The sequence below is a fragment of the Streptomyces sp. NPDC104096 genome, assembly GCF_055584385.1.
The window spans coordinates 87,519-106,505 of the sequence record NZ_JBVJMD010000010.1 but is presented as its reverse complement, the minus strand read 5'-3'; the positions used below and the strand labels follow the sequence as shown (position 1 = coordinate 106,505).

Genomic DNA, 18,987 nt, shown 5'->3' with positions numbered 1-18,987 from the left:
GTCCGGGCGCTCGATGACCGGAGGGCCCCGCGGTGTGACCACCGCGCGTTCGGGGTTCGGGAGCCATGCATGAGGCACGCACGACGACGGGTCGTCCGGCGGGCGACACAACTGACGGCCGTCGGCGGACTCCTCCTGGGAGGGGTGATGGTGACGCAGGCCATGGCGAGCGAGAAGCCGGCCGCGTCCGCCGTCCCGCGCAGCTCCGCGCAGTCCGTCGCGGACACCGGGTCGCAGCTCGTGTCGCGGCTGGGCACCGCCCGTACGGCGGGCAGTTGGATCGGCGCCGACGGCAAGCCGGTCGTGGCGGTGACCGACGAGGACGCGGCGGCCGAGGTCCGCAGGGCGGGTGCCGAGGCCAAGATGGTCGGGCACAGCATGAACGAGTTGAAGTCGGCCACGACGGCGCTGCGTTCGGCGCCCCGGGTGGCCGGCACGGCATGGTCGGTGGACCCCCGCACCAACCAGGTCGTGGTGCTGGCCGACCGCACGGTCTCCGCGGCCGACTGGTCGGCGATGACACAGGTGGCGGGCAAGATCGGCAGTTTCGTCCGGATGGAGCGCACCACCGGCGCGTTCACCACGCGGCTCAACGGCGCCCAGCCGATCCTGTCGACCGGGGGCCGCTGCTCGGCGGGCTTCAACGTGACCAACGGGCAGAGCGACTTCATCCTCACGGCCGGCCACTGCGGGCCCACCGGTTCGCTGTGGTTCGCCGACAACCAGGCCACCCAGCAGGTCGGCAGGACGGTCGACAGCTCGTTCCCCGGCGCCGACTTCTCACTGGTGCAGTACGCGAGCGGCCGGGCGGGCGACGGTGCCGACATCGTGGCCATCGGCAACGGCAACGGAGTGCGGATCACGGGCGCGGCCGATCCGACCGTCGGGCAGCGGGTGTTCCGCAGCGGCAGCACCAGCGGGCTGCACGACGGGACGGTGACCTCGCTCAACTCGACGGTCAACTACCCCGAGGGCACGGTCACGGGCCTGATCGAGACGAACGTGTGCGCCGAACCCGGCGACAGCGGCGGGCCGTTGTTCTCCGAGGGGATCGCTCTCGGCGTGACCTCGGGCGGCAGCGGGGACTGCACGACCGGCGGCACCACGTTCTTCCAGCCGGTGACCAGGGCGCTGTCGGGGCTGGGGGTGCAGCTGATCGTGTCGAAGCAGGCCGCCGGTCAGGGCGGCGCGGCCTCGTCGGCCGCCCCCTCGGCCCCGTCCGGTTCCGCCACGCACAGCGCGATCGCGCCCAGCGCCGCCTCGCCGGGGTCGACGGCTCCGGTGGCGGCCGGCTCGACGGACTCGACGCTGCTGTCGGTGTTCACGGACCCGGACAACCTCGGCCCCGGCATGCTGGTGATCGCGGTGAGTCTGATCGCGCTGTTCGCCACCCGGTACATCCGCGCGGAGCAGGACCGCAAGGCCTATCAGCGGTACTACTCGGCGACCTGGGGATGACGGCCCGTCCCGGCATCTGCGGGACGGGGTGACGCGGTGGCCACGGCATCGATGCGATGCCGTGGCACACGGAAGCCGGTGGGAGAAGGGCGCCCGGGCGTTCGCCGCGCCAGGGCGATGACGCGATGACGCGTCGGCGCCGTTCCCGGAGGGACGGCTCTCAGGCCGCCCGCTGCGCCTGCGGGACCGCGGCGGCCCACTCCAGGACGAGCCGCTGGTACTCCTCGCGCTGCTCGCCGCTCAGTGTCCCGCCCGACCGGAGCCACAGGGCCCGGATCTCCTCGTTGACCTCCGCCGCCGATCGGTCGGATACGGGTTCAACACTGGTGGACATGCCGTGAAGCATACGTCTCGATGCGTGAAGGCCATGTGAGCAATAAGGAACCTATCGGACATATGCGACAGTGTCACTGATCACGTCCATCCGACGGAACTCCGATCGAACCCGGACCGCGGATCGATCGCGGTCCATTCGCCGAGGGTGCGCCCGCATGTCGATTCGCGCCGGAAACCACCGCTTCACGTCATAATCGTTCCGCTCCCGCGGTGAACACGTTCCTCTCCTAGTGTCCTAGTGAAAGGCACGCACTCCATGACGTTCTCGCTCGGCATCGTCGGCGCCGGCCAGTTCTCCGGCCGGTTCGCCCTGCTGTTCCAGGCCCACCCCGGTATCGACGACGTCCATGTCACCGACCTGCTGCCCGAGCGGGCCGAACGCCTCGCCGCCGCCCAGGGACTCGCGGGCACCTTCCCCTCGTACGAGGCCATGCTGGAGTCGCCGGACGTCGACGCGGTCGCGATCTTCACCCAGCGCTGGACGCACGGCCCGCTGGTGCTCCAGGGACTCCAGGCCGGCAAGCACGTGTACTCCGCGGTCCCTATGGCGGTCACCGTCGAGGAGATCGCGGCCATCGTCGACGCGGTCCGCGCCACCGGACTGACGTACATGATGGGCGAGACCAGCCAGTACCACCCGGCGACCGTGCACGCCCGCGACCGGATCGCCGAAGGCGCCTTCGGGCGGCTCTTCTACGCCGAGGGCGACTACGTCCACGACATGGACCTGGGGTTCTACGACGCCTACCGCTACAGCGGGGGCGAGAACTGGAAGGCGACAGCCAGCTATCCGCCGCTGCTCTACCCGACGCACTCGGTGGGCGGGGTGCTCGGCGCCTGGCGGACGCACGCGGTGAGCGTGTCCGCGATCGGGGTGACCGACGAGCGCCAGGACGGTGTGTTCGACAAGGAGATCAGCCAGTTCGGCAACGACCTCTCCAACGCCACCGCGCTGTTCGCCGTGGCCGGCGGCGGCTCGTTCCGTACCAACGAGTTCCGGCGGGTCGGCTACCCCTCGCACATCAGGGAGTCGCGCTTCCGCTTCTTCGGCACGGAGGCCAGCATGGAACAGCTGGCCACGGTCGCGCTGTGGCAGGACAAGAAGGGGGTGCAGGACATCAGCGACCTGCTGGAGCCCAGGCCCACCGTCGCCCCCGACGACCCGTCGATCCAGCACATCGCCCCGGAGCTGCGGGCCGCGTTCACCTCGGGCTCGGCGCCGGTGCACGACCGCTCCCGGCTGCCACGGGTGTTCGACACCCTGCACAACGGTCACGAGGGCAGCCACCACTTCCTGGTGGACGACTTCGTGACCGCCGTCGAGAGCCGCACCCTGCCGTCCGTGAACGCCTGGGTGGCCGCCCGCTACACCCTGCCGGGCATCGTCGCGCACGACTCCGCGCGGCAGGGCGGGACGCGCCTCGACATCCCGGACTTCGGGGACGCGCCCGAGATCTGACCGGCCCGGCGGGCCGGGTGTCGTCAGGTGCCCGGCTTGCGGCCGTACACGAAGACGTCGTCGCCGTTCTTCAGCAGCGACCAGTACTTCTTGGCGTCGGTCTTCGTCATGTTGACGCAGCCGTGCGAGCCCGGCGGGTTCCACATGCTCAGGCCGACCGAGTGGAAGGCCTGGCCGCCGTCGAAGAACTGGCTGTACGGCATGGCCACGTTGTAGATGTTGGAGACGTGGTCGATGTCGCGCCAGTAGATCTTCTTCAGGCCGGTACGCGTCTCGTACCCGTTGCGTCCGGTGCGCACCGGGACGGGTCCGTAGACGAGCCTCGCGCCGTCCTGGATCCAGCTGAGCTGGAGCGTGAGGTTCACGCAGGCGATACGGCCCTTGTTCGTCGGGCACTTGCCGGCCGCGTTGGGCTTCTTGCCGACGGCCTTCTGCTTGTTCATCAGGTCCATCACACCCCAGGTCACCGGCCCGGCGTAGCCGATGTTCGGCGTGATGCCGTGCTTGGTCTGGAAGGCCTGGACGGCCTTGCAGTCGGCGGCGGACTGCCTGCCGTCCACGGGACGGCCGAGGAACTTCTCCACCTGCTTCTGGTACGGGCCGGCCTGCGTCGTGCAGCTCGCGGCCTGCGCCGGCGCGGCGGTGACCGCGAGTGTGAGCGGGGCCACCAGCGCGGTGATCCCGAGCGCGACGGCGCCCCGTCTGTGCATGTCCCCCATGGCGGACTCCCTCTCGTACGTCCTGCGTTCTCAATTGCCTAGACCGGCGGTACGAGAGGAAAGTTGCACGGCCGACCGCGCCGGGACACAACGGTTACACGCCGGGCGCGGACGGGCGCCCGCCGGTGCCTCCTCGCTCTCCCCGGCTCCCCCTGGCCGCGTGGAAGCCGGTGTTGACCGCCGTGAGGCCGCCGTCGACCGTGAGGGCGGTCCCGGTGATCCAGGCCGCGTCCCGGGAGGCGAGGAAGGCGACGGCGGCGGCGATGTCCTCCGGCTCGCCGACCCGGCCCAGCGGGTACAGCCCGCCGATCTCCTCCAGTCGGTCCTCCTGCCCCTCCCACGCGGTGGTGCGTACGGTGCCGGGGACGACCAGGTTGACCCGCACCCCGCGGCCGGCGGCGTGCCCGGCGAGCGTGCGGGTCAGCGATCCCAGGCCCGCCTTGGCGGCGCTGTAGGCGTGATTGCCGAAGTCCTGGAGGCCGTTGACCGAGCCGATGCTGACGACGGCGCCGCGCCCCGACGCCGCGAGGTGCGGCAGGGCCGCCCGGCAGCAGCGGTAGGCGCCGGTCAGGGTGAGGTCGAGGTCGCGGGCCCACACGTCGTCCGGTTCGTCCTCGAAGCGGGCCGCGTCCGGGGAGCAGCCGTAGGCGTTGTTGACCAGGACGTCGAGTGCGCCGAAGGTGTCGACGGCATACCCGACCGCGCGCTCCACGGAGGTGCGGTCCGCGACGTCGCAGCCGAACGCCTCGGCGCCGAGGCCCTGTTCGCGCAGTGCCGCCGCGGTCCGCTCGGCCGCGGGCAGGTCCACGTCGGTCACCAGGACCCGCGCGCCCTCCCGGGCGAGCCGCCCGGCGGTGGCGGCGCCGATGCCGCGGGCGGCGGCGGTGACGAGGACGGCGTACCCCTGGAGTCGTGCGCTCTCGGAACGTGTCATGGCCTACCGATACCCGGTCACGTCCGCCGGCTTGCCCCGGTCCTGCACCTCGGTCAGATAACGCCAGGCGTCCGGGCGGCTGCCGTCGAGGTCGGTGAACCCGTACTCCCTGGCCAGGCCGCCGCTGGAGAGGGAAAGGCCGTTGAAGCGGGCCACCTCGGGGTCGGCGGCCAGGGCGGCGACGGCGCGGCCCACGTAGCGCGGTGTCTCCGAGATCGCGAAGTGCGGCTCTCCGTCGAGGGCGTCGCGCCAGTTGTCCTCGCGCACGCCGAACGCGTCGAGCATGATCTCCGAGCGCATCCAGCCGGGGGTGAGCGCGACGGCGGTGGCGCCGCGGGGCCCGAGTTCGTGGCCGAGGGCGAAGGCCATGCGCAGGACGGACGCCTTGGCGAGGTCGTAGAAGAGGTTGACCCGGTAGGTGTCGCGGTTGTACTCGGCGGTTCCGTCCGTCATCTCCACCACCAGTCCCCCGGTCCCCTCCAGCAGCAGGGGCAGGGCGTGGTGGCTGGTGATCGCGTGGGTCTCGACGGCGAGGCGGAGCAGCGTGAGCCCGTTGTCGAGGTCGTGCTCCCAGACCGGGGTGTCCCATTCGAAGAGCTTCTCGCCGCCCCAGATGTCGTTGACGAGGACGTCGAGGCGGCCCTGTTCCCGCGCGATACGGTCCACGAGCGTGCGGACCCGGTCCGGGACGAGGTGGTCGGTGGGTACGGCGACGCCCCGGCCGCCCGCCGCGGTGACCAGGTCGGCGGTGTCCTCGACGGTCTCGGGGCGGTCGTACGCGGAGCGCCGGGCGCGGGTGCTGCGTCCGGTGACGTAGACCGTGGCGCCCGCCGCGCCGAGTTCCACCGCGATCCCGCGTCCCGCTCCGCGCGTGGCCCCCGCGACCAGGGCGACCTTGCCTGCCAGTGGTCCGGACATGTCCGACCTCCCGTACCCGTACGACCGATGTCGTCTTCGAGGGTGCCGGGTGAACCGGACATCTTCTGTCGCCTTTGGCGCGGTGTCCGTCGTCGCGCCCGGCCGGTCACCCGGCCGGGCGCGAGGCGGTGCCGGTCGCTCCTCAGTGGCCGCGCGCGATCCAGTCCTCCAGGTGCGGGGCCTCGGCGCCGATGGTCGTCGGGTCGCCGTGGCCGGTGAGCACCTTCGTCTCCGGCGGCAGGGTGAGCAGGCGGTCGCGGATCGAGTCGATGATCGTCGGGAAGTGGGAGTAGGAGCGGCCGGTCGCGCCGGGGCCGCCGTGGAAGAGGGTGTCGCCGGTGAAGACCGTGGCCAGTCCGGGTTCGTAGAGGCAGACCGCGCCGGGCGCGTGGCCCGGGGTGTGCAGGACGGTCAGGTCGGCGCCCGCGGTCTCGATGACCTGGCCGTCGGCCAGATGGGCGTCGGGCTCGCGGTCCGGGTGGGTCTGCTGCCAGAGCGGCAGGTCGTCGGGGTGCAGCCAGACGGTGGCGCCGGTCAGGTCCGCGAGGGCGGGCGCGGCGCCGATGTGGTCGTTGTGGGCGTGGGTGCAGATGATGGCCGTCAGACGGCGCTCGCCGACGGCCTCGGCGATCGCCTCGGCGTCGTGGGCGGCGTCGATGACGACGACCTCGCGCTCGTCGCCGACGATCCACACGTTGTTCTCGACGTCCCAGGTGCCGCCGTCGAGGGTGAACTGCCCCGAGGTGACGAGCCGTTCGATGCGCACGGTCATCAGAGCACCACCACGGAGCGCAGGACGTCGCCCTGGTGCATGCGCTCGAACGCCTTCTCCACCTCGTCGAGCTGGATGGTCTCGGTCACGAACGCCTCCAGGTCCAGGCGGCCTTGCAGATGCAGGTCGATCAGCATGGGGAAGTCCCGGGAGGGCAGGCAGTCGCCGTACCAGGAGGACTTCAGCGATCCGCCGCGGCCGAAGACGTCCAGCAGCGGCAGTTCGAGCTTCATCTCCGGGGTCGGCACACCGACCAGGACGACCGTGCCGGCCAGGTCGCGGGCGTAGAAGGCCTGCTTGTACGTCTCCGGGCGGCCGACCGCCTCGATGACGACGTCGGCGCCGAAGCCGCCGGTCAGTGCGCGGATCGCCTCGACGGGGTCGGTGTCCTTGGAGTTGACGGTGTCGGTGGCGCCCATCGTGCGGGCGGTGGCCAGCTTGCGGTCGTCGATGTCGACGGCGATGATCTTCGCCGCGCCCGCCAGCCTCGCGCCGGCCACGGCCGCGTCCCCGACCCCGCCGCAGCCGATGACGGCGACCGTGTCGCCGCGGCCGACATTGCCCGTGTTGATCGCGGCGCCGATGCCCGCCATCACTCCGCAGCCCAGCAGCCCGGCGACCGCCGGGGAGACCGCCGGGTCGACCTTGGTGCACTGGCCGGCCGCGACCAGGGTCTTCTCGGCGAAGGCGCCGATGCCCAGGGCCGGGGAGAGCTCCTGACCGGTCGAGGCGAGCGTCATCTTCTGCTTCGCGTTGTGGGTGTCGAAGCAGTACCAGGGCCGGCCCCGCAGACAGGCCCGGCAACGACCGCACACGGCACGCCAGTTGAGGATCACGAAGTCACCGGGCTCGACGTCGGTGACGCCCTCGCCGACCGACTCCACGACACCGGCGGCCTCATGGCCCAGCAGGAAAGGGAAGTCGTCGCTGATACCGCCCTGCTTGTAGTGCAGGTCGGTATGGCAGACACCGCAGGCCTGGACGCGCACGACGGCCTCCCCGGGCCCCGGGTCCGGCACGACGATCGTCTCGATCCGGACCGGCTCGTTCCTGCCCGGTGCGATCACGCCGCGTACTTCCTGCGCCATGGTGCTCAGCCCTTTCCTTCGACGGGGATCCGTCCCGGTCCGACCCTACGCGTCACGGATCGGCAGTGGCACACCCCACGACGGCCGCGCCGATGTCCACGTCGGCCGCTTCCGCGTGCGCGACGGCCATGCCGGCGACCACGACGGCCGTCTCGGCGTCCACCCTGTCAAAAATACCCCCGGGGGTACCTCTGCTACGGTGGTAGGCATACCCCGGGGGGTAATTTTCAGCGTTCATCACGAGAGGAGTGCTGCCGTGTACTTCGTCGACACGATCGACGTGCCGGGGCTCGGCAACCGCGGCTACCTGGCGGGCGGGGCGCACGGCGCCGTGGCCGTCGATCCGCCGAGGGACGTCGACCGGGTGCTCGCGGCCGCCGCGCGGCGGGACGTGCGGGTGACGCACGTCGTCGAGACCCACGTCCACAACGACTACGTGTCCGGCGGCCCGGAGCTCGCCCGGATCACCGGCGCCGCGTACCTCGTACCGGCCGCGGCCCGGATCGCCCACCCGCACACGCCCGTCTCGGACGGCGACGTCGTCGAGGTCGCGGACGGTCTGGCGGTGCGCGCGCTCGCCACCCCCGGCCACACCCCGCACCACACCTCGTACGTCCTGGAGGAGGCCGGACACGCGGTGGCCGTCTTCACCGGCGGTTCGCTGCTGATCGGCACCGTCGGCCGTCCCGACCTGGTGGAACCCCGGCTGACCCCGCGGCTGGCGCGGGCCCAGTACGACTCCGCGCACCGGCTGGCCGCCGCCCTGCCGGACGACACCGCGGTCCTGCCCACCCACGGCTTCGGCAGCTTCTGCTCCGCCGCGCAGGCCGAGGGCGGGGCGACGACCACCATCGGCCGGGAGCGCGCCGTGAACGAGGCACTCGTCAAGGACGTCGACACCTTCGTCGCCGACCTGCTCGCCGGGCTGGACGACGTGCCCGCGTACTACGCGCACATGGCCCCGATCAACACGCGCGGTCCCGCTCCGGTGGACCTCACCCCGCCGCGCCGGGCCGACGCCGACGAGATCGCCGCCCGGCTGGCCGCCGGGGAGTGGGTGGTCGACCTGCGCAACCGGGTCGCGTTCGCCGACGGCCATGTCGACGGGTCGCTGAACTTCGCGGCGGAGGGGCAGCTCGCCACCTATCTGGCCTGGCTGCTGCCCTGGGGCAGGCCGGTCACCCTGCTCGCCGAGTCGGCCGGGCAGCTCGCCGCCGCCCAGCGCGAACTGGTCCGGGTCGGCATCGACCGGCCGGCCGCGGCCGCGACCGGCTCTCCCGCGCAGTGGGTGCGCCCCGGCGAACGGCCGCGCTCCTTCCCGCGCGCCGACTTCGCCGCGCTCGCCGCGGAGACGGCCCGCGCGGACGCCCCGGTCGTGGTCCTCGACGTGCGGCGCGACTCCGAACGCGCGGCCGGGCACATCACGGGCTCGCTGCACATACCGCTGCACCGGCTGCGCGACCGGCTCGCGGAGATACCGGACGGCACGGTGTGGGCGCACTGCGCCGGCGGTACACGGGCCGCGATCGCGGCCTCGCTGCTCGACGCGGCGGGCCGGGACGTCGTCGCCGTCGACGACGGCTTCGACGCGGCACGCGCGGCCGGACTCCCGACGACCCGCGCCACTCCGGCCGACGCCCTCGGGCGGACGGCGCCGTGACCGCGCTCGTCCTCGCCCTCGTCGCCGGTGCCGTCACCGGCATCGCGCTGGGCGCGCTGGGCGGCGGCGGCAGCATGCTGGCCGTACCGGCACTGATCTACCTGCTCGGTTCCACCCCGGCCGCGGCCACCACCGCGAGCCTCGTCGTCGTCGCCGTCACCTCCGTCACCGCGCTGGCCGCGCACGCGCGGGCCGACGCCGTGCACTGGCGGGCCGGCGCGCTGTTCGCCGCGGCGGGACTCGTGCCCGCCGCCGCGGGCGGGGCGCTCTCCACGCGCCTGCCGCCGGCCCTGCTCACCGGCGCGTTCGCGGTGATCGCCGGGGTGGCGGCGCTGCGGATGCTGCGCCCCGCGGCCTCGGTCCGCGACGGCTCCGAGGTACGTCCGCTCCGGGTCGCCGGAGCCGGGGCCGGGCTCGGCGCGGTGACCGGCGTGCTGGGGGTGGGCGGCGGCTTTCTCGCCGTACCCGCCCTGGTGAACGTGGTCGGCCTGCGGATGCGGGCGGCCGTCGGTACGAGTCTGCTGGTCATCACCGTCAACTCGCTCGCCGCGCTGGCCGCCCGCGCGGGAGCGGCGGTGAGCGTCGACTGGGCGCACCTCGCGCCGTTCACCGCGGCCGCCGTGCTCGGCGCGTGGGACGGCCGACGGCTGTCGGCCCGGCTCTCCTCCGACCTGCTGCGCCGCCTGTTCGCCTGGGCGCTGCTGCTGGTCGCCGCGGTGATGCTGGCCGACGCGGTGCTGTGACCCGCCCGCACGCACCGGGGAACCGCTCCGGCGCCGGTGCACCGCTTCCGCCGGAGAGCCGCTACGCCAGCGACAGGAACAGCTTCTCCAGCCGCGCCTTCATCTGCTCCGTCGTCTCCGCCCCACCGTCGCCCGCGTCGGTCAGGCACTGCTGGAGACCGGTCGCGATGATCGCGAACCCGGCCCGGTCGAGGGCGCGGGAGGCCGCCGCGAGCTGGGTGACGACGTCCTCGCAGTCGCGCCCCTCCTCGATCATCTTGATCACTCCGGAGATCTGCCCCTGCGCCCGGCGCAGCCGGTTCAGCACGGACTTGAGCTCATCGCCCTCGAACTGAAGCTCCACGACCACTCCTCTACATACCCTTGGGGGTATTTTACCCTCCCCCTCGGGTCTCCCCCACCGACTCGACCGACCCTCGAAAGGATCGCACCGTGACCACTCCCCCCACTCCCCCCGCGCCCTCCGCCCTCGACGCGAGCGAGGCCCACGCCCGGCTGGCCGCGCTGACCGTCATCGACGTACGGACACCCGGCGAGTTCGCCTCCGGCCATCTGCCCGGCGCCCACAACATCCCGCTGGACCGGATCGGGCCCGCCGTCCCCACCCTGCGCGAGGTCCGTGGCGAACTCCTCGTGGTCTGCGCCTCGGGGGCACGCTCCGAGAGCGCCCGGCAGGTCCTGGCCGGGCACGGCGTCCACGCCCTGTCCCTGACCGGCGGCACCCAGGGCTGGGTGCGGGCCGGCCACGAGGTGCACCGTCCGACGGCGGGCGCCCGCACCGGCTGGGCGATGGAACGGCAGGTCCGGCTCACCGCGGGCACCCTGGTGCTGGCCGGACTGGGCCTCGGACTCCTGCATCCTGCCTGGCAGTTGATCTCCGCGGGGGTCGCCGGCGGGCTGGTGTTCTCGGCGCTCACCGACACCTGCGGCATGGCCGCGCTGCTGTCCAGGCTGCCGCACAACCGGCCGCGCGGCGCGGAACTGGAAGCCACCCTGGCCGCGTTGACACAGCGTTGACCGACGGCGGCCCGCCCGGGCCCCGAAACCGGTCCGGGAGCCCCACGGGCACCCGCCGCCGTACCGCAAGTCGGCGGTACGGCAAGGAAGTCCGGCCCGACCGGTGAGGAGCACCGTGACCACCGCACAGACGCAGCCCGGCCCGCCCCCGTGGCGGCTGCTGCTGGGATACGTACGCCCGCACCGCTGGGCCCTGGCGGCCGGGGCCGTGCTGTCGCTGGTCACCGGCGCCACCGGGCTGCTGCTTCCGCTGGTGGCGCGCGGGCTGATCGACGACCTGGCGCACGACCGGGCGATCACCGGGGCCCTGTTGGCGATGTCGGGCCTGGTCGTCGCCAACGCGGCGGTGGGCGCGCTGGGTTCGTACGTCCTGCGGCGCACCGCCGAGTCGGTGGTGCTGGGGGCGCGGCGCTCGCTGGCGTCGTATCTGCTGCGGCTGCGGATCCCGGCCGTCGACCGCAGCGAGCCGGGCGATCTGATGGCCCGCGTCACCTCCGACACCACGCTGCTGCGCGAGGTCACCACCGACTCGCTGGTCGGGCTCGGCACCGGCGGGCTCACGCTCGTGGCGACGGTCGTGCTGATGGGGCTGGTGGAGCCGGTGCTGCTGGCGGTCACGCTGGCCGTGATCCTCGGCGCGGGCCTGGTGCTGGGGCTGATCGTGCCGCGCATCAACCGGGCCAGCCGGCGCGCGCAGGACGCGGTCGGCGTGATGGGGGCCTCGCTGGAACGGGTGCTGGGCGCGCTGCGCACGGTGAAGGCGTCGGGCGCGGAGCACCGGGAGGAGCAGACGCTGCACGCGGCGGCCGAGGAGTCCTGGCGGCAGAGCGTGCGGGCCGCCAGGTGGGCGGCGGCCGCGGGCAACACGGCCGGGCTGGCGATGCAGATCGCGTTCATCACGGTGCTCGCGGTGGGCGGGGCGCGAGTGGCGACGGGCGCGATCGACATCGCCACGCTGGTGGCGTTCCTGCTGTACGTCTTCTATCTGATGTCGCCGATCCAGCAGGTCGTCGGCGCGATCACCCAGTACCAGACGGGGGCCGCGGCCCTGACCCGCATCCAGGAGGCGCTGCGGCTGCCCGCGGAGCCGCCCGCGCGTCCGGCCCCGCTGCCGTCCGCCGACGCCCGGCCCGCGTCGCTCGCCTTCGAGGACGTCCGCTTCCGGTACGCCGACGAACTGCCGTACGTGCACCAGGGGGTGACGTTCGCGGTGCCGGCCCGGGGCATGACGGCGTTCGTCGGCCCGTCGGGGGCGGGCAAGACCACCGTCTTCTCCCTCATAGAGCGGTTCTACGAGCCCGGTTCCGGGGTCATCACGCTGGACGGGGTGGACCTCACGGAGTGGGAGCTGCCGCGGCTGCGGTCCGCGATCGGCTATGTCGAGCAGGACGCGCCGGTCCTGTCGGGCTCACTGCGCGACAACCTGCTGCTGGGCAGCCCGGAGGCGGACGACACGGCACTCGCGCACGTCCTGAAGACGACCCGGCTCGACGGCCTGGTCGCCCGGCTGCCCCAGGGGCTCGACACGCTGGTCGGGCACCGCGGCACCCGGCTGTCCGGCGGCGAGCGGCAGCGGGTGGCGATCGCGCGGGCCCTGCTGCGCCGGCCCCGGCTGCTGCTCCTGGACGAGGCCACCTCGCAACTGGACGCGGTGAACGAGGCGGCCCTGCGCGACACCGTCGCGGACGTCGCCCGGACGACGACCGTCCTCGTCGTGGCGCACCGGCTGTCGACGGTCACGACGGCGGACCGGATCGTGGTCATGGACGCCGGCCGGGTCCGCGCGGTCGGCACCCATCGGGACCTGGTGTCGGCCGACCCGCTGTACGCGGAGCTGGCGGCCACGCAGTTCCTCGCGCCCTCGGACGGCTGATCCCCCATGACGACCGGCCCCGACATGGTGCAGGGCCACCCCGAGGGGCGGCCCTGCGTCGTGCGACGGTCTTCACCGGACAGCGGTCGTCACCGTGCGGCGGTCGTCACCGTGCGGCGGTCGTCACCGTGCGACGGTGAACACCGGCCGCGCAGGGTGATCACTGGACGGCGGGCAGCAGTCCCGTCACGGGTGCGGCGAGGTCGGTGAGCTGGTGGAGCTGACCGAGGTCGTTGAGCTTGCTCAGGCCCGTCAGCTGCTCGCGGACCCCCGGGACCTTGCCCCGGTACTGCGCGGGGACGTCACTGGCGGCCACGGAGTCCAGCACCGCGATCGGGCTCAGCTTGCCGTCGGCCGGGGCGGGGGCCTCGGCGGCGCTCGCGAGCGGGGCGGCGAGGCCGGTGACCCCGGCGGCGAGGCAGGCGGCGGCGACGATGCGTCGAGTGGAGATCATGCCCGGGCAACGGCACGGGCGCGGCGGCGGACACGGGCGCGGCGCCGCACTCACCCGTCAGGGGGAGCCTCCCGTCCCGCTTGCCGAGCCCGGCGGGGCGGGGGAGGCTCGGAGGTGGGAGTGCCGCGGCCCGTCCGTCCGCCGGGCCGCGACCCTCGTGAGGAGGTCAGCATGGGCACCGCGGCAGGCTCCGCCTTCGACACCGACACCCTGCGTGAGGGCATAGAGGGGACGACGGCGGAGACGCTCCTTCAGCTCTACGCGGACGACGCCGAGATACGCGTCATCGACCGCCACTCCCAGCCGAGCCACCCGAAGATCCTGCGCGGCCGGGACGAGATCGGCGCGATGCTCGACGACGTCTACAGCCGCGACATGACGCACAAGCTGGAGAACTGCGTGATCCAGGGGGACAGCGCGGCCTTCAGCGAGTCCTGCCGGTATCCCGACGGGGTGCGCGTCCTCGCCGAGTCGATGATCACGCTGCGCGACGGCAGGATCAGCGAGCAGATCATGATCCAGGCATGGGACGAGTAGACCGGAGAGCGGCGAGGGTCCAGGTCACCTCCAGGTTGACCTGGACCCTCACTGCTCGGGCGACGCTGGGGGCAGGGCGGTCTCGGCAGCCGCGACGAGTTTCCGCAGCAGGTCTGCGAGTGTCCGCTGCTCTGCTGCGCTCAGCGCTGCGAGCAGCGCGTGCTCGCTCGCGGCCTCCGACGCCGCGTGCGCTTCGAACGCGGCATGACCGGTGGCGGTGAGCCGGACGCGTACCCGGCGCCGGTCCCCCGTCTCGTGCGTACGGACGATCAGCCCGGCCTCCTCGACGGCCGCGAGCCGCGCCGAGAGCGCGCCCCGGGTCAGCCCGAGTTCGTCGGCCAGCCGCGAGGGGCTGCTCTCGTAGGGCGGTCCGAGCCTGCGCAGCTTCAGCAGCACCTTGAAGTGCCCGTACGGAAGTCCGTCCGCGTCCAGCACGTCACGCCGGGCCTGGGACGCGTGCCGCGCCAGGACCGCCAGCCGGACGAAGATCGCCTCCTTGACCGGGTCCATCCAGGCGAGTTCCTTCGTCCACTCCGCCACATGACGGTCGACCGAGTCCTCCATCGACTGCCTCCCGCAGTGATTTTCTTGTGGATAGTTTTTCAAATAACTACCTTCCCTGTCATGACGATTGACACGAGCACCGCGAACCTGACCGTGAGGGTCGATGAACTATTAAGTGCGGCAAGGGAGTTGGGGCTGGCCGGACGGTGGGACCGGGCGCTGGCACTGCTGGACGCGACCTCCGCCGACGCGCCGCAAAGCCGATCCCGCATCTCCCTGACGGCTACTCAGATAGCCCTGGAGAAGGACTGGTTCACCGGCGGCGACAGCGCACGGGAGCGGCTGGCGCTCGCCGAGCGGGAACTGCCCGACGGGGACCGGGACATGGGCTTCACCTGGGACGTGGACTTCGCCCGGCTGCGGCACACCTACCGGCTGCTGCTCCTCGTCGACGGCGCCCCGCGCTTCGGCCCGGCCGGCAAGGACCCCGAAGCGCTCGGGACCCTGCGCCGACAGGCCGAGGCGCTGCGCGACCGCGCCCCCGACGACGGACGCCGCGGCTGGGCCGCCATGTACGCCGGGCTCGTCACGGACAACCACTTCGCGGACCGCGCCGCCGCCCCCGCCTGCTACGCGGCCGCGCTCGACGCCGCGGAGTCGGCCGGTGACCCCCTGCTGGCCCGGGAGGCCCTGCGTCACCTCGGCGACCACGACCACGACGCGGGTGACGACGGCCTCGCCCTGGAGCGCTGGCGCCGGGCGACCGCGCTCGGCGCCGGCGCGGGCGCGGTGCCGGGCACGCTCTCGCAGCAGTTGCTGCTGGCGGTGCTGGCCCGGGACACCGGTGACCGGGCCGGGGCCGCGGCCCTCGCGGCGGAGGTGGCCCGCTGGGCGGACGCCCTGGGGGCCACCCCGCTCGCGGCGCAGGCGCGCGCCTTCCTGGCCGGAACCGACCCGACCGCCCCGCCGCCCACACCCTAGATCTGCGCTCCAGCCCTGCGCTCTACGCTCTACGCTCTAGGTCAGCGTCCACCGCTGATCGGCGCCGCCGTTGCAGGTCCACAGCACCATCCGGGTGCCATCTGCGGTGCCCGCGCCGTAGGCGTCCAGGCACAGGCCCGCGTTGACGTTGGTGAGGGTGCCGTCGCTGTTGACGCTCCACTTCTGGTTGTTCTGGCCGTTGCAGTCCCAGATGACGACCTTGGTGCCGTCGGTGGTGCCGAGGTCGTAGGCGTCGAGGCACTTGTCGCCGTACAGCACGAGTTCCTTGCGGGAGGTGTACGTCCAGGCCTGGTTGCGGCCGCCGTTGCAGGACCAGAGCTCGGTCTGGGTGCCGTTGGTGGTCGTGTTGTCGTGGACGTCGAGGCAGCGGCCGGACTGCGCGCCGACCACGAGCCTGCCGTCCGTGCCCGGCAGTGGGCGCACGGTGAGGTCGGTGAGCGTGGGGGCGCCGGAGAACGTCAGGGTGTTCGAGGCGCCCTTGGACAGGGACACGGCGACGGAGACCGTGCCCTGGGCGGAGCCCGTCGGCGGGAACGAGACCGTCGTCGCCGTCTGGCCGTTGACCTGGAGGGTCGCGGTACGGGCGGTGGCGGCGGTGTTGGTGTAGGCGACGTCGACGACGTCCAGGCCGGTGTGCGCGGCGCTCACACCGGTGAAGCTCGACGTGCCGGTGTAGGTGGCGCTCGCCGCCTCGGTGGCGCCGGTGACGGTGAGCAGCACCGAGCCGCCGGCCGGGACGCTCGCGGTGTACCCGGTGGCGTAGTTGCCGAGGCCGGTCCGTGACCACGGGTCGCGCACGGCGGCGGAGGCCACGGTCAGGCCGAGGTCGGCCCAGCGGGCGGTGATGTTCTGCGCGGCGGAGGTGCGGTTGAGCAGCACGACGGCGCGGTTGCCGGTGCCGGCCAGGACCTTGCCGTACACCTGCGCTCCCGCGGTGTCCTCGGCCACCTTGACGCCCTGGAGGCCGCGCGGGTCCTGGTCCACGGCGGTGACCGCGGCGCTGATCGACCGGTACGTGCTCGGCGCGTCGAGGCCCTCGGCGTGACCGCCGCACCAGTCGACCTTCACGAAGTCGAAGCCCCAGGTGGAGAACCGGAGCATGCCCTCGGCGTAGTGGCCCTCGCTGCCGCTGCCGCTGCCGGGTGCGGCGGGGCGGCCGGTCGGGTAGTAGTAGCCGCAGCCGTCCTTGCCCGCGTCGGTGTAGATGCCGGCCTTCAGGCCCTTGCTGTGGATGTAGGCGGCGACGGCGCTCATCCCGCCGGGCCACTCCGTCTCGTCGACGGTGATGTCGCCCGCGCTGTCCCGGGTGCCCTGCCACCACCCCTCGTCGATGTTGATGTACTGGTACCCGGCCGCGGGGAGACCGGCCGCGACGAACGCGTCGGTCTGCTGTTTGATCACGCCGTAGTCGATCCGGGCGGCGAAGCTGTTCCAGGAGGCCCAGCCCATCGGGGCGGTGGCGACGGGGATCTGACGTGCGGTCGCGGCCCGTGCGGGGCCGGGCTGGGCGAACAGGAGTGCGGCGGTCGCGGTCAGCGCCAGCACGAGAACGCGCACGACGACGTCCCGACAACGTCGTACGCGGCTCGCTCGGGTGGGGGGAGACATGCGGCTCCTTCGACCGGAGACATCCCGGCAGATTCGATATATCGAACGAGGATCGACTTTCCGAACACTGCGGCGCGCCGAAGGTAGAGCCGCGCGAGGACGAAGTCAACGGATGTGACGTCAGACGCCAACTCGCCGTCAGGCAAACGCCGTTCACCCGGGAAGTCCGCACGCGGATGTGAAGATCTTGCAAGCTAAATGTGAAGGTGTCATGATCACGAACGCTTGGCGGTCCGGACGAAGGAGCAACGATGGAGATATCCGGCATGCCGGGTGAACAGGACGAGAGCGCACCTGCGACGGTCCGGCGCAGGACGCGCTGGCCCGTCGTCCTGGTGGTCATCATGCTGCTCGCGGCGGGGCTGGGCTTCTCCGCCGCCCACTGGAACCTGGCCGGGAAGCTGGGCCTCGGCAACACCACCACCACCGAGGCCGGCGGTTCGACCCACGCAGACGGATCGGGCAGCACCGTCCAGGCCGACCCGAGCTCGCCGACCGCCGGAAAGTCCGCCGCTCCGGCGCCTGTGCAGCGGACGGAATGCCCCGCGGACTCGATTCTCCTGACTGCCGCGCACAAGCGGCTCAACACACTCGGAAAGCCCGCCCTGGGGCTGAAGCGGTGCTGGTCCGGCTGGGACACCGCGGTGCTGGTCACAACAAGCGCCACGGAAGGCACGGCCCAAGCGGACCTCGTCGTCTTCCGGGACGAGAACGGCACCCCGGCCGAAGCGGCCTCCTTCACCACACGCTCGACGACCGCGACCTGCGACGGACTGCGCCGGATGAATCCGCCGGCGGACCTGATCGGCTACGCCTGCGAAGGCAAGGTGGATCCGGAGCCCTTCGACAAGGACGCGGCGCTCAAAACGATGTCCGGGCTCGGCTACCGGCCCGTGAAGCCGATCGGGGAACCGAGCGGACCGCTGCGCGCCGTCTGGGGAGTCGTCGACGACGGCGGCCACATCACAGAGGTCTTCCTCTTCTACGGAAACCGCTTCCTCGGCGCCGCTCCGCTGTCGAATGTCGGTGGCGTTCCGCAGCCCGGCGGCCCCTCGGTGACGCTCCGAGCGGACCTCCGCAACCCGGACGACCCCCAGTGCTGCCCGTCCGGAGGGTCCGTCAACTACGTCATCACGTGGAACGGCACCCAACTGACCTCGAACCCGCCGTTCCCCACGGACTCCTGAACAACCGAAGAGGCCGTGCGCGCGGCGGGAACGGCGGACTGACACCCGACGCTCCCGCCGCGCTGCGGCCTGCGGTCACGACCTCCGAAGCCGTGTGCGGGGGTTCGACTCCCGCCGGGGCGCTTCGCACGAAGTGCCCAAAGGCCCTGTCACCAGTGGAAACGCTACGGTCGGGGTCCTCGCGTATCTACAATCATGCGCAGGCGGATGCCGCCGAAAGCAGCCGTTCGCCAGTGATCACGTTGTAATGACGTGTTGATCTTGAACGGCTCCACGGCAGGCCAGGAGGCTTCCCGCGGGCCTCAACACCTATCTCGGCAGGATCAACGCGTGGTCGCGAATCCGCTCTGCGGCGATCTGCTCAATCTGGGCGTACACAAACACCTCGTCGAGCGAGCTGAACGAACCGAGTTCCTGACGAGTTCGCACGATCTGTTCGGCCAAGCTCGAGTCGATGGAGCAGGCTGCGGCTATGGCATCCGCTGGCGCGCCGTTGAGATCGACCAGACCTCCGTCGTCGTACTCGCGAGGCAGGTCCGGACGGCCAATGCGCAGGTCGTATGCGAGGACTGGGTCGCGCTGCGCGAGGACGCGAGCTTCGTCGCGGCGAGCGCGAGCCGCGAGGTGCGCTGCTACGACCGGATCGACGGCTTGAGGAACGCTAGGCATCGGCAGGCTTACCTGAAGGCCATAGACCTCGCGGCGAAGGGGGATCAAC

20 protein-coding genes are annotated in these 18,987 nt (G+C 72.3%); 9 read left to right on the top strand and 11 right to left on the bottom strand.

Annotated features, from left to right (window positions below):
• Nucleotides 1-69 precede the first annotated feature (69 nt).
• The gene (locus ACZ60B_RS13930) at nucleotides 70-1,458 is read left to right on the top strand and encodes a S1 family peptidase (RefSeq protein WP_469386486.1); all 1,389 of its coding nucleotides are present in this window, start codon (nucleotides 70-72) and stop codon (nucleotides 1,456-1,458) included.
• Nucleotides 1,459-1,618: 160 nt separating this feature from the next.
• On the opposite strand, the gene ACZ60B_RS13925 is transcribed toward ACZ60B_RS13930, so the two are convergent.
• Nucleotides 1,619-1,804 (bottom strand): hypothetical protein, encoded by a 186-nt coding sequence (locus ACZ60B_RS13925; RefSeq protein ID WP_469386484.1) that lies wholly within the window; start codon nucleotides 1,802-1,804, stop codon nucleotides 1,619-1,621.
• Between the two features lie 246 nt (nucleotides 1,805-2,050).
• On the opposite strand from ACZ60B_RS13925, the gene ACZ60B_RS13920 reads away from it, so the two are divergent.
• Nucleotides 2,051-3,253, top strand: coding sequence for a Gfo/Idh/MocA family protein (locus ACZ60B_RS13920; protein ID WP_469386481.1), 1,203 nt, complete (start codon nucleotides 2,051-2,053; stop codon nucleotides 3,251-3,253).
• A gap of 23 nt (nucleotides 3,254-3,276) precedes the next feature.
• On the opposite strand, the gene ACZ60B_RS13915 is transcribed toward ACZ60B_RS13920, so the two are convergent.
• The 5 genes from ACZ60B_RS13915 to ACZ60B_RS13895 form a co-directional block, all read right to left on the bottom strand.
• Complete coding sequence (locus ACZ60B_RS13915) at nucleotides 3,277-3,972, bottom strand: L,D-transpeptidase family protein (RefSeq protein WP_469386479.1); 696 nt, start codon at nucleotides 3,970-3,972, stop codon at nucleotides 3,277-3,279.
• Between the two features lie 94 nt (nucleotides 3,973-4,066).
• Nucleotides 4,067-4,906 carry an SDR family NAD(P)-dependent oxidoreductase gene (locus ACZ60B_RS13910; RefSeq protein WP_469386477.1) on the bottom strand — a complete coding sequence of 280 codons (840 nt, stop codon included), beginning with the start codon at nucleotides 4,904-4,906 and terminating at the stop codon, nucleotides 4,067-4,069.
• Nucleotides 4,907-4,909: 3 nt separating this feature from the next.
• Nucleotides 4,910-5,824 (bottom strand): SDR family oxidoreductase, encoded by a 915-nt coding sequence (locus tag ACZ60B_RS13905; RefSeq protein ID WP_469386475.1) that lies wholly within the window; start codon nucleotides 5,822-5,824, stop codon nucleotides 4,910-4,912.
• Between the two features lie 142 nt (nucleotides 5,825-5,966).
• On the bottom strand, nucleotides 5,967-6,596 hold the full coding sequence (locus tag ACZ60B_RS13900; RefSeq protein WP_469386473.1) for an MBL fold metallo-hydrolase: 630 nt from the start codon (nucleotides 6,594-6,596) through the stop codon (nucleotides 5,967-5,969).
• The gene (locus ACZ60B_RS13895; protein ID WP_469386471.1) at nucleotides 6,596-7,684 is read right to left on the bottom strand and encodes an S-(hydroxymethyl)mycothiol dehydrogenase; all 1,089 of its coding nucleotides are present in this window, start codon (nucleotides 7,682-7,684) and stop codon (nucleotides 6,596-6,598) included. The genes ACZ60B_RS13900 and ACZ60B_RS13895 overlap by 1 nt, the downstream gene beginning before the upstream one ends.
• 256 nt (nucleotides 7,685-7,940) lie before the next feature.
• Here ACZ60B_RS13895 and ACZ60B_RS13890 point away from each other — a divergent pair, with 256 nt between their 5' ends.
• Together ACZ60B_RS13890 and ACZ60B_RS13885 are read left to right on the top strand one after the other, a co-directional pair.
• Nucleotides 7,941-9,344 (top strand): MBL fold metallo-hydrolase, encoded by a 1,404-nt coding sequence (locus ACZ60B_RS13890; protein ID WP_469386468.1) that lies wholly within the window; start codon nucleotides 7,941-7,943, stop codon nucleotides 9,342-9,344.
• Entirely contained in the window at nucleotides 9,341-10,087 is a 747-nt protein-coding gene (locus tag ACZ60B_RS13885) for a sulfite exporter TauE/SafE family protein (RefSeq protein WP_469386466.1), read from the top strand. Before ACZ60B_RS13890 ends, ACZ60B_RS13885 begins: the two co-directional genes overlap by 4 nt.
• Nucleotides 10,088-10,148: 61 nt before the next feature.
• Here ACZ60B_RS13885 and ACZ60B_RS13880 read toward each other — a convergent pair whose 3' ends face one another.
• Nucleotides 10,149-10,430, bottom strand: coding sequence for a metal-sensitive transcriptional regulator (locus tag ACZ60B_RS13880; RefSeq protein WP_385534364.1), 282 nt, complete (start codon nucleotides 10,428-10,430; stop codon nucleotides 10,149-10,151).
• An 89-nt stretch (nucleotides 10,431-10,519) separates the two neighbouring features.
• Here ACZ60B_RS13880 and ACZ60B_RS13875 point away from each other — a divergent pair, with 89 nt between their 5' ends.
• Entirely contained in the window at nucleotides 10,520-11,104 is a 585-nt protein-coding gene (locus ACZ60B_RS13875) for a rhodanese-like domain-containing protein (protein ID WP_469386464.1), read from the top strand.
• A gap of 115 nt (nucleotides 11,105-11,219) precedes the next feature.
• A complete protein-coding gene (locus ACZ60B_RS13870; protein WP_469386461.1) occupies nucleotides 11,220-12,977 on the top strand; it encodes an ABC transporter ATP-binding protein in 1,758 nt (585 codons plus the stop codon).
• Nucleotides 12,978-13,137: 160 nt separating this feature from the next.
• Here ACZ60B_RS13870 and ACZ60B_RS13865 read toward each other — a convergent pair whose 3' ends face one another.
• Nucleotides 13,138-13,431 carry a hypothetical protein gene (locus ACZ60B_RS13865; RefSeq protein WP_469386459.1) on the bottom strand — a complete coding sequence of 98 codons (294 nt, stop codon included), beginning with the start codon at nucleotides 13,429-13,431 and terminating at the stop codon, nucleotides 13,138-13,140.
• A gap of 171 nt (nucleotides 13,432-13,602) precedes the next feature.
• On the opposite strand from ACZ60B_RS13865, the gene ACZ60B_RS13860 reads away from it, so the two are divergent.
• Nucleotides 13,603-13,968, top strand: coding sequence for a nuclear transport factor 2 family protein (locus ACZ60B_RS13860; RefSeq protein WP_469386457.1), 366 nt, complete (start codon nucleotides 13,603-13,605; stop codon nucleotides 13,966-13,968).
• Nucleotides 13,969-14,016: 48 nt separating this feature from the next.
• Here ACZ60B_RS13860 and ACZ60B_RS13855 read toward each other — a convergent pair whose 3' ends face one another.
• Nucleotides 14,017-14,532, bottom strand: a complete 516-nt coding sequence (locus ACZ60B_RS13855; protein WP_469386455.1) for a MarR family winged helix-turn-helix transcriptional regulator — start codon at nucleotides 14,530-14,532, stop codon at nucleotides 14,017-14,019.
• A 60-nt stretch (nucleotides 14,533-14,592) separates the two neighbouring features.
• On the opposite strand from ACZ60B_RS13855, the gene ACZ60B_RS13850 reads away from it, so the two are divergent.
• Nucleotides 14,593-15,453: a hypothetical protein gene (locus tag ACZ60B_RS13850; protein WP_469386453.1), complete on the top strand. Its 861-nt coding sequence runs from the start codon at nucleotides 14,593-14,595 to the stop codon at nucleotides 15,451-15,453.
• Between the two features lie 36 nt (nucleotides 15,454-15,489).
• Here the strand turns inward: ACZ60B_RS13850 and ACZ60B_RS13845 are convergent, their stop codons facing one another.
• Nucleotides 15,490-17,082 carry a ricin-type beta-trefoil lectin domain protein gene (locus ACZ60B_RS13845; RefSeq protein WP_469386451.1) on the bottom strand — a complete coding sequence of 531 codons (1,593 nt, stop codon included), beginning with the start codon at nucleotides 17,080-17,082 and terminating at the stop codon, nucleotides 15,490-15,492.
• Nucleotides 17,083-17,333: 251 nt separating this feature from the next.
• Here ACZ60B_RS13845 and ACZ60B_RS13840 point away from each other — a divergent pair, with 251 nt between their 5' ends.
• The gene (locus ACZ60B_RS13840; RefSeq protein ID WP_469386449.1) at nucleotides 17,334-18,269 is read left to right on the top strand and encodes a hypothetical protein; all 936 of its coding nucleotides are present in this window, start codon (nucleotides 17,334-17,336) and stop codon (nucleotides 18,267-18,269) included.
• Between the two features lie 309 nt (nucleotides 18,270-18,578).
• On the opposite strand, the gene ACZ60B_RS13835 is transcribed toward ACZ60B_RS13840, so the two are convergent.
• Nucleotides 18,579-18,938: a helix-hairpin-helix domain-containing protein gene (locus ACZ60B_RS13835; protein ID WP_469386657.1), complete on the bottom strand. Its 360-nt coding sequence runs from the start codon at nucleotides 18,936-18,938 to the stop codon at nucleotides 18,579-18,581.
• Between the last annotated feature and the right edge of the window lie 49 nt (nucleotides 18,939-18,987).

What these genes read in the sequence shown, in the direction of transcription:
- ACZ60B_RS13930 (WP_469386486.1), top strand. Translation starts at nt 70, where the DNA reads ATGAGGCACGCACGACGACGGGTCGTCCGGCGGGCGACACAACTGACG.
- ACZ60B_RS13925 (WP_469386484.1), bottom strand. Translation starts at nt 1,804, where the DNA reads ATGCTTCACGGCATGTCCACCAGTGTTGAACCCGTATCCGACCGATCG.
- ACZ60B_RS13920 (WP_469386481.1), top strand. Translation starts at nt 2,051, where the DNA reads ATGACGTTCTCGCTCGGCATCGTCGGCGCCGGCCAGTTCTCCGGCCGG.
- ACZ60B_RS13915 (WP_469386479.1), bottom strand. Translation starts at nt 3,972, where the DNA reads ATGGGGGACATGCACAGACGGGGCGCCGTCGCGCTCGGGATCACCGCG.
- ACZ60B_RS13910 (WP_469386477.1), bottom strand. Translation starts at nt 4,906, where the DNA reads ATGACACGTTCCGAGAGCGCACGACTCCAGGGGTACGCCGTCCTCGTC.
- ACZ60B_RS13905 (WP_469386475.1), bottom strand. Translation starts at nt 5,824, where the DNA reads ATGTCCGGACCACTGGCAGGCAAGGTCGCCCTGGTCGCGGGGGCCACG.
- ACZ60B_RS13900 (WP_469386473.1), bottom strand. Translation starts at nt 6,596, where the DNA reads ATGACCGTGCGCATCGAACGGCTCGTCACCTCGGGGCAGTTCACCCTC.
- ACZ60B_RS13895 (WP_469386471.1), bottom strand. Translation starts at nt 7,684, where the DNA reads ATGGCGCAGGAAGTACGCGGCGTGATCGCACCGGGCAGGAACGAGCCG.
- ACZ60B_RS13865 (WP_469386459.1), bottom strand. Translation starts at nt 13,431, where the DNA reads ATGATCTCCACTCGACGCATCGTCGCCGCCGCCTGCCTCGCCGCCGGG.
- ACZ60B_RS13860 (WP_469386457.1), top strand. Translation starts at nt 13,603, where the DNA reads ATGGGCACCGCGGCAGGCTCCGCCTTCGACACCGACACCCTGCGTGAG.
- ACZ60B_RS13855 (WP_469386455.1), bottom strand. Translation starts at nt 14,532, where the DNA reads ATGGAGGACTCGGTCGACCGTCATGTGGCGGAGTGGACGAAGGAACTC.
- ACZ60B_RS13850 (WP_469386453.1), top strand. Translation starts at nt 14,593, where the DNA reads ATGACGATTGACACGAGCACCGCGAACCTGACCGTGAGGGTCGATGAA.
- ACZ60B_RS13845 (WP_469386451.1), bottom strand. Translation starts at nt 17,082, where the DNA reads ATGTCTCCCCCCACCCGAGCGAGCCGCGTACGACGTTGTCGGGACGTC.
- ACZ60B_RS13840 (WP_469386449.1), top strand. Translation starts at nt 17,334, where the DNA reads ATGGAGATATCCGGCATGCCGGGTGAACAGGACGAGAGCGCACCTGCG.
- ACZ60B_RS13835 (WP_469386657.1), bottom strand. Translation starts at nt 18,938, where the DNA reads ATGCCTAGCGTTCCTCAAGCCGTCGATCCGGTCGTAGCAGCGCACCTC.